The sequence below is a fragment of the Cupriavidus sp. 01L46 genome (assembly GCF_056399905.1).
The window spans coordinates 1-11,766 of the sequence record NZ_JBFTSF010000210.1; the positions used below are offsets into that span (position 1 = coordinate 1).

Genomic DNA, 11,766 nt, shown 5'->3' on the forward strand with positions numbered 1-11,766 from the left:
CCAAAAATGGAAAGCGTTGACTGCGCCGTCATCGGCGCCGGCGTAACCGGCCTCGCCATCGCCCGCACCCTCTCCGCCACCGGCCGCGAAGTCATCCTCCTCGAAGCCGAAAACGCCTTCGGCACCCACACCAGCGCCCGCAACTCCGARGTCATCCACGCAGGCATCTCGTACGCCCCGGGCTCGCTAAAGGGCTAGCTCTGCGTAGCCGGCAAACAAGCGCTATACGCGTACTGCGCCGAGCGCGGCATCGGCCATGAGCGCATCGGCAAGCTGATCGTGGCGGTGCAAGAAGCCGACATTCCCGAGTTGCACAAGTACGTGCAGCTGGGCACTCTCCCGCCCCTCGCCCTTTCGCCGCCTGGTCTATCCCACCGGCCGCGAAGGCGCGCTGCGCGCGCACGTTACGCTGGACCTGGGCGGGCAGTGCAAGTTCGGCCCCGACCTGGACTGGCGCGACGGCGACCTGCAGCCCGGCTACACCGGCATCCGCCCACGCCTGGCCGGCCCGGGCTCGTCGATGCACAACAGTGCAACCGATTTCATCGTGCAAGACGCGAGCGAGCACGGGATTCCCCGCCTGATCAACCTGTTTGGCATCGAGTCGCCCGGGCTGACAGCATCGCTGGCGATTGGCCAATACGTGGGTGAGCGGGTGGCGGCGCTGGCGCACTGATTGCGGCCCTCATGCCGCAGGCCGCGCCCCTTCAAACGCATCCTGCAGCAACTGTCGGATCGCTGCCCTCTCCAGCGGGCGCGGATTCGGGTACTGGTTCAGCAAGGCGAGCTCGCAAGCACGATCCAGGTCGCCGCCCTGCATGCCGATATCGCGCAGCGCAACCGGTGCGCCATTGTCGCGGGCCAGATCGAACAGCGCTTGTGGAGCGCTCGCCGCGCCAAGCGCCGATGCCACCGTGGCGATCGCCTCCGGCGCGGCGCTCGCGTTATAGGCCAGCGCATGCGGCAGCACGATGGTGTGCACCTCGGCGTGCGGCAGGTTGAAGCTGCCGCCCAGCGTATGGCACAGCTTGTGATGCAGCGACATGCCAACGTTGGCCAGCACGCTGCCGCACAGCCACGCGCCATACAGCGCATCGCTGCGCGCGGCCAGCATGGCCGGTGCGCTGCCGCTGGCGTGCGCCTGGCGCAGGGCGGGAAGCGCGCGGCCCAGCGCGGCGATGCCTTCGCGCGCCATGAGGCTGGTGACGGGATTGGCGTCGCTCGCGTAGAGCCCTTCGGCAGCGTGCGCGATGGCGTTGATGCCGCTGGTCACGCTCAGCATCAGCGGCAGGCCGAGTGTGAGCTCGGGGTCGTACACCACGGTGCGCGGCAGCACGCGCGCGTCGCGGCCGGTGCGCTTGATGCCGCCTTCGGTCAGGCCGAAAATCGGCGTCATCTCGGAACCCGAGTAGGTGGTTGGCACCGCCACGACCGGCAGGCCCGACTCCAGCGCGATGGCCTTGCCCAGCCCGATGGTGGAGCCGCCGCCGATCGCCATCGCGCAATCCGCGCCCAGGCGCGCTGCCTGCTCGCGGGCAGCGCGCGCGGATTCGATCGGCACGTGCATCACGGCACCGTCGAAGACGCCCGCGGCACGCTCGCCCAGCAGGTCCGCCACATGCTCGGCCTGGCCGCGCTGGCCTGGCGTGCACAGCACCAGGACGCGGCGCGCGCCTAGCGCGTCGATCTCGGCCCCGAGCCGGGCCAGCGCGCCGGCGCCAAACACCACGCGCTGCGGATGACTTTGGTAGATGAAGGATTTCATGATGCGATGCTCAGTCGGCCACGATATTGCGGCTCTTGATCACGCGGGACCAGCGCTGGGACTCGCTCTTGACCAGCGCATTCATCTCCTGCCGGCCGCCCGCCACCACCTCGAAGCCACCGTCGGCCAGGCGCTGCGCCACCTTGGGGTCGCGCAGGGTGGCGCTCATGTCCGCCGCCAGCCGGTTCAGGATGGCCTCCGGCGTCTTGGCCGGTGCGATCATGCCCACCCACGAATAGACTTCGAAGCCTTTGTAGGTCTCGGCAATCGCCGGCACCGCAGGCAGGTGCGCGTCGCGCTTGGGCGAGGTCACCGCCAGCGCGCGCAGCTTGCCGCCCTGGATATGCGGCAGCACCAGCGGCAGGCTGGCGATCATCGAATCGACGTGGCCGCCAAGCAGATCCGAGATGGCCGGGCCACCGCCCTTGTAAGGGGTGTGGATGCCGCTGGTGCCCGCGGTCTCGTGGAACAGCTCGGCCGCGAGCTGGTTGGAGCTGCCGGCACCCACCGACGCATAGGAAACGGTGGCCGGCTTCTTCGCGGCGGCCACGTAATCCTGCAGCGTCTGGAACCGCGAGCTGGCCGGCACCACCAGCACCATGGGCGAGCGCACCATGTATGACACGCCGGTGAGGTCACGCTCCGGCGCGTACGGCAGCTTGGGGTACATCGACGATTCAGTGGCGAAGGAGTCGAAGATCATCCCCACCGTGTAGCCGTCCGGCGCGCTGCGGGCGATGGCGCCGGTGCCGATGGTGCCGCCCGCGCCGGCGCGGTTCTCGATGACCACCGTCTGGCCAAGGCGGCCGCGGAAGTCCTCCTGGACCATGCGGCCCACCTTGTCGACCGTGCCGCCGGCTGCAAACGGGATGATCAGCGTGACCGGCTTGGCCGGGTAGGTTTGCGCCTTGGCACCGCCAGCAAGACCGAGCGCCAGCGCTGCTGTGGCCGCCAGGCGCCACAGCAGCGCCTGGCCGCGTGCGGCGCGGGGTTGATCGGAACGGCTTGTCTCCAGTCTTGTTGTCATTTTGTCTTCCTGTTGCGGTGATCGCGCCTCGCCCGGCGTGCACGCCGAGACAGGTGCACGATGGCGTTCTTTTGCCAAAATTGCGAAGATAGCCCGAGCGAAAGGCATGGATTCGATGCTAACCTGTCGCATCGGCCAGGGCAATCTGGCCTGGCCGCGAAATGCCTTTGCACAGGACGCACAAATGGAATCGGCAAAATTTGCGGAGAATCTTTCGATCTTTGTCGAGGTGGCCCAGGCGCGCAGCTTCTCCGCCGTGGCCCGCCGCAAGGGCATGGTGGCCTCATCGGTGGCCCGCCAGATCGACGCCCTGGAAAACGAGCTGCAGGTGGCGCTGTTTACCCGCTCCACCCGCGCGCTGGTCCGCACCGATGCCGGCAACCTGCTGTTCGAGCGCGCGGTCAAGATTCTGCACGACATGACCGACGCGCGCAGCGAGGTCACCTCGCTGGAGCAGGGCGTGAGCGGCCTCTTGCGCGTAAGCTGCCTGCCCGCCTTTGGCCGGCGCCACGTGGTGCCGCACCTGGCCGCCCTCTATGACAAGTACCCGCGCCTGGCCATCGAACTGGACCTGACCGAGCGCATCGTCAATCCCGTGGTGGAGCGCATCGACCTGGTGATCCGTGTGGGCCAGCAGGCGGACAGCAGCCTGATCGCCCAGCGCGTGGCCAGCCAGCGCTACGTGATCTGCGCCTCGCCGGCCTACCTGGCACGCCACGGCAAGCCGCGGCACGCCAGCGAGCTGGGCAGCCACCGGCTGATCGACCGCCGCCACAGCACCAGCATGCGCGGCTGGCGGGAGCTGCTGGACAGCGACGCCACGCAGCAGGCCATGTTCGCCTTCGAGTGCGACGACTGCGACGCGCGGCGGCTATCGGTGCTGCAAGGGCTGGGCATTGCCCTGATGCCGGACTGGTCGATCGGCGGCGATATCGGCGATGGCCGCCTGATCGAGCTGGAGATGGATGGGCTGGCCCCGCAACCGGAAACCGGCATCTACCTGCTGCGTGCGCTGCCGCGCGCCAGCGCCAAGGTGCGGGCGTTCTGCGAGCACCTGAGCGCCAGCATCGGCAGCCCGCCGCGCTGGCAGGTGGCCATGGCGCCGGTGGGCGAATAACGCCGGGCTGGGTGACACAGGATCGTGGAGGATCGCGCAGGCGAACCTGGCCGCGCTATTCGCCTGGCAGCAGCCCCAGGGCAATCGCCGTGCGCACTGCCTGCAAGCGGTTTCCCACATCAAGCTTGCGCATCACGTTGCGCATGTGGTGGGAAATACCATGCTCGGAGATGCCGAGGATCTGCCCGGCCTCCCAGGAAGTCTTGCCCAGCGCCACCCAACGCAGCACCTCCAGCTCCCGCGCCGTCAGCGACACCGCCGGCTCGGCGCGCCCGCGCGCGATCACGCAGAAACGATCGAGCACGGCTTGCGTGATGGCCGGGCCGAACAGGCGCGCGCGACAGACAGCGGCCTCGTCGTCGCCCGCGCTGCCATCGAGCGACAGCAGCGCCAGCGTGCCCATCTCGTGGCTTGGCATGCTGGCGGAAAAGGCAATGGCCGCGGTCAGCCGGCGGTCCAGCTCGGCCCGTGCCAGCGCCGCGTCATCAGGGGCCCGCACCAGGGGTTCCGCGCTGCTGCACACCACCGGCCCCAGGGAGTCGCGCGCCTTGACCACCAGCGCCGCCAGGGCCTCGCCGTGGGCTTGCAGCGGCAGGCTCGTGCCGCCAGGCAGGCTGGTCAGCGAACCGGCATGCGCCGCGCCAGAGCCCGGCAGCCCCTTGTAGCGCAAATAGAAATGATTGAACCCGAGCAGCCTGGCGGCGGTGCAGACGGCGTCCGCCAGCCCCTCGATATCCTGGGCACGGTTGATGTCGCCAAGCAGCACGGCCAGGGCGGGGGGCGCATCCGCGGGAATCGCGGCGCCAAGCGAAATATCGGGAGAACGCATGTGTGAAAACCGCCGCTCCTGCTGCGGGATGGCATCTGTCAGACACCAATCATAAGCGCGTTTCCCGCACGGGGAGCGTAAAGCGGAATGTGGCGCCCGGACCCGGCTGCTCGTCGACCCAGATGCGCCCGCCGTGCGACTCCACCACCGAGCGGCAAATCGACAAGCCCATGCCCAGGCCCTCGGGCCGGGTGGTAAAGAATGCGTCGAACAGGTTGGGAATGTTCGCCGGCGCGATGCCCGGGCCCGTGTCCTGCACCGTGCAGAGCAGCCGCGGCGGCGCCGCGCCGAGCCGTTCGCACCGCACCAGGATCGAACGCAGGCCGGCTGGCACCGCCGCGCAGGCCTGCATGGCATTGAGCAGGAGGTTGATCAGCACCTGCTGCAGCTGGATGCGATCGCCCAGCACCGCCGGCAAGCCGGGCACCACATGGGCGGACACCGCCACGCCCTGGTTGCCCATTTCCGGCATCAGCAGCGCCAGGGATTCCGCCAGGGCGGCGCCCAGGTCCACGGGCGCGCGCTGCGGCACGCTCTTGGCCGCCAGCGAGCGCGTGCGGCCGATGACGGCRCTKGCGCGCCGGCCCTCGCTGATCATGCGCTGCACCGCGCTGCGCGCCTCCTCCAGGTTGGGTTGCGCCCGGTCCAGCCAGCGCAGGCAGGCTTCCCCATGCGTGATGATGCCCGCCAGCGGCTGGCTGACTTCGTGCGCGATGGATGCCGTCAGTTCGCCCAGCACGGCGATGCGCGACACGTGCGCCAGCTCCGCCTGCGCCACACGCAGTACTTCCTCGGCGCGGCGGCGCTCCGTGATATCGACCACGGTGCCGACAAAGCCCAGGCTGTGCTCGCTGCCCCGGCGCGGCTGTCCCACACAGATGAGGTGTTTTTCTTCGCCGTTGTGGCACAGAATGCGGAACTCCTGCTGGAACGGCGTGCCCTCCTTGCACGCGCGGGCCATGCCGGCGAGCACGCGGGCACGCTCGCCGGCATGGATCATCGCCACCAAGGTGTGCATGCCCGGTGCGCCAGGCGCGGGGTCGAGCCCGAAGAGCCGGTACATCTCCGCCGACCAGCGCATCTCGCGCCGCGCCGGCCACCATTGCCAGCTGCCGGTCTTGCTGATGCGCTGGCCCTCGGCCAGGGAGACCTCGCTTTCATGCAGGCCGCGCCGCCTCGCGCGGGCATTGCCCAAGCTGCCTTTGCGCAGCGAATGACGTGAGGAATAGGGTCTGCGCATCGTGATCACGCCTGCGCCGCCGCGTTGTTCAGGCCAAGCACGTGCGCCATCACCACCAGGTCGGCAAAGGTGCGCGCGCCCATCTTCTTCATGGCCTGCGCGCGGTGGATCTTGACCGTGACCGTGCTCAGGCCCACGTCGTCGGCAATCTGCTTGTTCATCAGGCCCGCCGCCGCCAGCGTCATGACTTCGCGCTCGCGCGATGTCAGCGTCTCGAACGCCGCCCTCAGTTCGCGCCCGCGCCGTTCGCAAGCGCGCCGCTGCACGTCCCTGCCGATGGCTTCCGTCACCGCATCGAGCAGGTCCTGGTCGCGGAACGGCTTGGTCAGGAAATGCGTTGCGCCGGCCCGCATCGCCATGACCGACATGGCAACGTCCGCGTGGCCGGAGATGAACACCACCGGCACCGGGCAGCCCACCTCGGCCAGCATGGCCTGCAGCTCCAGCCCGCTGGCCCCCCTGAGGCGGACATCCAGCACCAGGCAGCACGGCACATCGGGCATCGGAACGCTCAGGAACTCGGCTGCGGAGGCAAAGGTCCTGACCTGGATGTCCATCGAGCGGAACAGGCTGGCAATGCCATCGCGCAAGGCTGCGTCATCGTCCACGACCAGCACCACGCCGTCGTCGACGAGCCAGGCGCCGCCGGGACTGGGATAGCTGCCGGATATCGCCATKCCGCGTCCTATGCCCGGCACCTGGGGAAAAGGCATGCGACGATCATTGAATCCTCTATTCTCAAACTCCGGGATAAACGGCAACGCGAGATGCGCCAACCTGCCTGGCGGACAGCGCGATTCTTCCCTATCCGCATGGGGCCGGCCATTGTCCAGGGGTGTGCACAGCCCATCCCTGGGTGTAGCCGGGCCGTGAGCCCATGCAAAGGCACCTCGCCAGCCTCACGATTCCGGCTAATTCCAGCCGCTTCGCGTCGATTTTGCAATCGTTTGCATTGTGGATGAAAGCACCGAAAGGTCAAGGCCGAAAACGCTGCCGCATCGGGTCCGCACAACGCGGAAATGGCCTGCAGCCCTTACAGCGCATGACTTTGAAGCCGATGGCCCATGCCCACTACAAGGATGTGTAGTTGACCACCGTTGCGATTCCCGGAAAATRCGGGTTGCTCGCCTGCGCGAGCCGCCTAGTCCGAAGTTTGAGCACCTGAAACATTGCTAAGCAAGAGGTGGCGCGCTTTTGCGCCATTTTTTGTGCCATGATTGTTCCCATGTAAATGATCCATTCGTGACGATATTTACCTTGATTTACGGGGTCCATTGAATATGCTTATCCCATGTATATTGAGACCGTCCCCAATCGAAACTCCCCGCCCGCGATCCTCCTGCGTGAGGGCTATCGTGAGGGCGGCAAGGTCGTCAAACGCACCCTCGCCAATCTGTCCCACTGGGATCCGCAGCTCATCGAACACTTCCGCATCCTGCTCAAAGGTGGCGTCGCCGTTGAGTCAACCCAGGCGGCGATGAGCATCGAGCGGTCGCTGCCGCATGGCCATGTGGCAGCTGTGCTGGGCATCGCCCGGCGCTGCGGCCTCGCCAAGCTGCTTGACCCGGCGCCCGCCCCGGTGCGCTCACTGGTGTTGGCCTTGGTGGTGGCGCGCGTGTTGGCGCCGGGCTCCAAGCTCGCCACTTGGCGCATGTTGCAGCCGGCGTCTGCAACCCATTCGCTGTCGCAGGTGCTGGGACTGGGCGCGTTCGAGGCCGAGCGGATCTACGCCGCGCTGGACTGGCTCGGCGAGGCGCAGCCGCGCATCGAGCGCAGCCTGGCCCGCCAGCATCTGAGCGACGGCGTGCTGGTGCTCTATGACCTCACCTCGACGTGGGTCACCGGCCGGCACTGCGCGCTCGCCCGCTACGGCTACTCGCGCGACGGCAAACGCGATGACCCGCAAATCGTGTTTGGCTTGCTATGCGCCGCCGATGGCTGTCCAGTGGCGGTCGAGGTGTTTGCCGGCAACACTGCCGATCCGGCCACRCTGGCCGCGCAGATCAGCAAGCTCAAGGAGCGCTTTGGCCTGTCACAGGTGGTGTGGGTGGGCGATCGCGGCATGATTACCGCCGCGCGGATCGAGCAGGTGCTGCGCCCGGCCGGCATGGGTTGGATCACCGCGCTGCGTTCGCCGCAGATTGCCGAGTTGATCGAGGAGCGCGGCCCTTGGCAGCCCTCGTTGTTCGACGAGCGCGGCCTGATCGCACTGGACAGCGCGCGCTATCCGGGCGAGCGGCTGGTGGTCTGCCGCAACCCGGCGTTGGCCGAGGAGCGCGCCAGGAAGCGCGCCGAGCTGCTGGCGGCCACCGAAGTGGAACTGGCCACGATCGTGCAGGCCACCGAGCGCACCCGCAATCGCCTGCACGGCCAAGACAAGATTGGCTTGCGCGTGGGGCGCGTGATCGAGCGCTATCGGATGGCCAAGCACTTTGCGCTCAACATCACCGAGACGAGTTTTACGTTCACCCGCAAGCAAGAGCAGATCGATGCCGAGGCCGCTCTCGATGGACTCTACGTACTGCGGACCAACGTGCCGAGTGAACGGCTCTCCGACACCCAGACGGTCCTGGCCTACAAGAGCCTGGCGCAGGTCGAGCGGGCCTTCCGCTCGATGAAGACCGTCGATCTGCACGTGCGTCCGATCTATCACTTCAGCGAGTCGCGCGTGCGCGCACACGTGTTTCTATGCATGCTCGCCTACTACGTCGAGTGGCATCTGCGCGAAGCGCTCAAGCCACTGCTCCACGACGATGAGGACCTGGCAACGCTGCGTGATCAGCGTGCCAATCCGGTGATGCCGACGTTGCGCTCCGAGGGTGCTAACGCCAAAGCCGCGCGCCACCGTAGCGACGATGACCTACCCGTGCATAGCCTGCATACGCTGCTGCAAGACCTCGCCACGTTGACCTATAACATTACCTCCACCTCGGTCAATCCACAGGCCAAGATCGTCATCACGACCCGTCCCACGCCGTTGCAAAGCAAAGCCTTTGCGCTGCTCGGCATCGACCCCGGCTGTTCCCAGTAGCCAACCCCTGCCGTTCAAAAAAACTCGAAGCGCTTCAACAGGTTAGTCTTGGTCACCGAGTCAAACTTCGGCCTAGTGCGCCGGCGGCGCCGTCGAGCCGCGTACGATCAGCTCCGGGCGGAGCACCACGCTGGCAGCCTCGGCCTTCGCGTTCTCGATGCGCGCCAGCAGCAGCGTCGCCGCCTGCACGCCCATCTCGTGAACGGCAATCCGGATGGTGGTGAGCGGAGGGGTGAGCGCATCGACAAAGGGCATATCGTTGTGCCCGATCACCGAGACGCGCGCGGGGCATGCGATCCCGGCCTCGCGCAGGTAGTCATAGCATCCCAGCGCCACCAGGTCGTTGCCCGCGGCGATCGCGGTCAACGCGGGAAACTGCGCCAGCAGCGCGCGGCAGGCTTCGCGCCCCGCTTCGCGGCCGTAGCTTGCCGCTTCCACGATCATCCATTCGCCTTTGCGCAGCTTGTTGCGCCGCACCGCATCGATAAAACCCTGCTTGCGCTGGTGGCCAGTGGACAGCGAGTCCGGCCCGGCGATATGGCCAATGCGGCGATGCCCGAGCGCCACCAGATGATCGACGGCGAGCCGCATCCCGAGCAGGTTGTCGCTGACCACGCAGGGCACCCGGCCGAGATCTTCCCCGCGATTGACCATCACCACGGGGATGTTCTGCTTGACGCAGTAGTCCAGCACGGCATCMTCGCGCTCGGCGGTCGCCAGGATCAGGCCGTCGACCTGGCGGCMCATCATCTGGTCGATGACAAAGCGCTGGCGCGTCTTGTCGGCGCCCACATTGACCACGATGGGCACATAGCCCTGCGCGGCCAGCACGCCCTCGAGCCCGGCCAGGATCGGCGGGAACACGGGGTTGGAGATATCCGGCAGCACCACGCCGACGAGCCCGGAGCGCTTGGTGCGCAGCCCGGCGGCGATGCGGTTGGGCCGGAAGCCGAGCTCGTCCGCCATGCGCAGGATACGCTCGGCCACCTCATCGGCGACCAGGTGCCGCGTGGCGGTATTCATCACCCGGGAAACGGTGGAGTAATGGACATCCGCCTTCGCCGCCAGGTCCTTCAGGGTAATGCGCTTGCGCTGGTCCATGCGGGCAGGGAGGCTGGTGTGCGGTGAGTGAGAACAAGCCATTTTAAGCGAAGACGCACGCGCCGCGCCGGCTTGCCTGCCAACCGCCCTCTCGCGCCTCCTACTGCCCGGCCTGCACGCCGGACTGCCGCACCACCGGCGCCAGCTTGGCGATCTCCGCCTTGATGTAGCGCTCGAACTCTTGCGGCGTGGACGTCCGCGCTTCGGCGCCTTGCACCGACAGCCGCTCGCGCACCGCTGGCGTGGCCAGCGCACTGGCGATCTCGCCATTGAGCGCGGCCACGATCTCCTTGGGCGTGCCCGCGGGCGCCAGCACGCCGAACCATGACTCGAAGGCATAGCCCGGCAAGCCCGATTCCGCCACCGTCGGGATATCCGGCAAGGCGGTAGCCCGCTTCGGCGTGGTGACCGCCAGCGCCTTGAGCTTGCCCTGGCGCACGAACGGCATGGCGGAGACAGTGGGCGCAAACATCAGGTCGACACGGCCCGCCATGACATCGGTCAGCGCCTCGCCCGTGCCCTTGTAGGGAATGTGCGCGATATCCACGCCGGCTTCCATCTTGAACAACTCCCCGCTCAGGTGGGTCGAGCTGCCGGACCCGGCGGAGTCGAAGTTCATCGTGCCAGGCTTTGCCTTGGCCGCTGCCACCACATCCTTGACCGAATCCAGCTTGCTGGCGCTGCTCACCACCAGCACGTTAGGCACCGTCGCCACCAGCGTCACCGGCGCGAAGTCCTTGACGGTGTCGTACGACAGCTTGGGATAGAGCGTGGCATTGATGGCATGCCCGACCGATACCAGGATCAGGGTGTAGCCATCCGGCGCGGCCTTGGCGACCAGCCCCGCGCCGAGCGTGCCGCCCGCACCGGGCCGGTTCTCCACGATCATCTGGTAGCGCCCGGATTCGCCCAGCTTGTTGCTGACGATGCGGGCYAGGATGTCGGTCGCGCTCCCGGATGAGAATGGCACCACCAGGCGGATCGGCTTGGCGGGATACTGGGGCGGCTGGGCGAGCGCGCCCCCGGCGCTCACCGCGAGGGTGGCGCATAGCAGGATGTTTCGAATCACGGTTGTCTCCTCCACCGCCTCGGGTCCGGCCGGATCGTGGTCCGGCCGGGCTGGGCGGCGCGATGGTCAGGTTCGAGGGTTAGAAGTTGTGGCGCATGCCTAGCGCAAAGGTCTGCGGATCGGCGCCTGCCGAAACGCCGAGGCTGTTGATGGCGAAATCGTAGATGGCGTTCTTCTGGTTGTTGATGCGGCTGTAGTAGGTAAAGAGTGCGGTGCGCTTTGACAGCGGGTAGTCATAACCGACCGTGATCTGGGTGGCGCCGGTGTGCGCGCCGCTGCGAAAGAACCCCACCGTCTCGGTGGCATTGCCGGCGCCGTTGCTGGCCAGCGCGAAACCCAGCCTGATGCTGCCGGGCCCGAGCTTTTGCACCACCGAGGCGTAGTAGCCGTTGCGCGTCAGGTCGCCCGTGGCGGTGCGGTAGTGCAGCCGCTCATACAGGGCGGCGACCTTGGCGCTGGCAAACTGGTAGGACACGCCCACCTTGATGGCATCGTCGTTGCGGCCCGCCGTCTGGTAGTGCTGGTGAACCTCGTAGGCCAGCGCCATGCCGAGCGGCCCGCGCTCATAGCTGGTGGCGAACGAGTAC

The 11,766-nt window shown here is 67.3% G+C and carries 10 protein-coding genes and 1 pseudogene; 3 read left to right on the forward strand and 8 right to left on the reverse strand.

The window, feature by feature from the left end:
* Positions 1–6: 6 nt before the first annotated feature.
* Positions 7–676 (forward strand): annotated as a pseudogene (locus tag AC1DS3_RS27765) (NAD(P)/FAD-dependent oxidoreductase).
* Between the two features lie 9 nt (positions 677–685).
* Here the strand turns inward: AC1DS3_RS27765 and AC1DS3_RS27770 are convergent.
* On the reverse strand, positions 686–1,765 hold the full coding sequence (locus tag AC1DS3_RS27770; RefSeq protein ID WP_477109612.1) for a maleylacetate reductase: 1,080 nt from the start codon (positions 1,763–1,765) through the stop codon (positions 686–688).
* 10 nt (positions 1,766–1,775) lie between these two features.
* Positions 1,776–2,792 (reverse strand): tripartite tricarboxylate transporter substrate binding protein, encoded by a 1,017-nt coding sequence (locus tag AC1DS3_RS27775; protein WP_441640675.1) that lies wholly within the window; start codon positions 2,790–2,792, stop codon positions 1,776–1,778.
* Positions 2,793–2,976: 184 nt separating this feature from the next.
* On the opposite strand from AC1DS3_RS27775, the gene AC1DS3_RS27780 reads away from it, so the two are divergent.
* Entirely contained in the window at positions 2,977–3,909 is a 933-nt protein-coding gene (locus tag AC1DS3_RS27780) for a LysR family transcriptional regulator (RefSeq protein WP_441640676.1), read from the forward strand.
* Positions 3,910–3,964: 55 nt separating this feature from the next.
* On the opposite strand, the gene AC1DS3_RS27785 is transcribed toward AC1DS3_RS27780, so the two are convergent.
* From AC1DS3_RS27785 to AC1DS3_RS27795, 3 genes are read right to left on the reverse strand one after another with little or no spacing between them, the layout of a single operon-like run.
* Positions 3,965–4,738 (reverse strand): helix-turn-helix transcriptional regulator, encoded by a 774-nt coding sequence (locus AC1DS3_RS27785; RefSeq protein WP_441640677.1) that lies wholly within the window; start codon positions 4,736–4,738, stop codon positions 3,965–3,967.
* A gap of 49 nt (positions 4,739–4,787) precedes the next feature.
* Entirely contained in the window at positions 4,788–5,978 is a 1,191-nt protein-coding gene (locus AC1DS3_RS27790; RefSeq protein ID WP_441640678.1) for a PAS domain-containing sensor histidine kinase, read from the reverse strand.
* A 5-nt stretch (positions 5,979–5,983) separates the two neighbouring features.
* Positions 5,984–6,655: a response regulator transcription factor gene (locus AC1DS3_RS27795; RefSeq protein WP_441640709.1), complete on the reverse strand. Its 672-nt coding sequence runs from the start codon at positions 6,653–6,655 to the stop codon at positions 5,984–5,986.
* Between the two features lie 614 nt (positions 6,656–7,269).
* Between AC1DS3_RS27795 and AC1DS3_RS27800 the strand changes: the two genes are divergently transcribed.
* A complete protein-coding gene (locus AC1DS3_RS27800; protein WP_477128370.1) occupies positions 7,270–9,009 on the forward strand; it encodes an IS1634 family transposase in 1,740 nt (579 codons plus the stop codon).
* A gap of 72 nt (positions 9,010–9,081) precedes the next feature.
* Here AC1DS3_RS27800 and AC1DS3_RS27805 read toward each other — a convergent pair whose 3' ends face one another.
* The 3 genes from AC1DS3_RS27805 to AC1DS3_RS27815 form a co-directional block, all read right to left on the reverse strand.
* Positions 9,082–10,110, reverse strand: coding sequence for a LacI family DNA-binding transcriptional regulator (locus AC1DS3_RS27805; RefSeq protein ID WP_477128371.1), 1,029 nt, complete (start codon positions 10,108–10,110; stop codon positions 9,082–9,084).
* Positions 10,111–10,210: 100 nt separating this feature from the next.
* Entirely contained in the window at positions 10,211–11,179 is a 969-nt protein-coding gene (locus AC1DS3_RS27810; protein WP_441640680.1) for a tripartite tricarboxylate transporter substrate binding protein, read from the reverse strand.
* Positions 11,180–11,258: 79 nt separating this feature from the next.
* On the reverse strand, positions 11,259–11,766 hold a 508-nt coding region (locus AC1DS3_RS27815; RefSeq protein ID WP_477128372.1), incomplete at its 5' end, for a porin.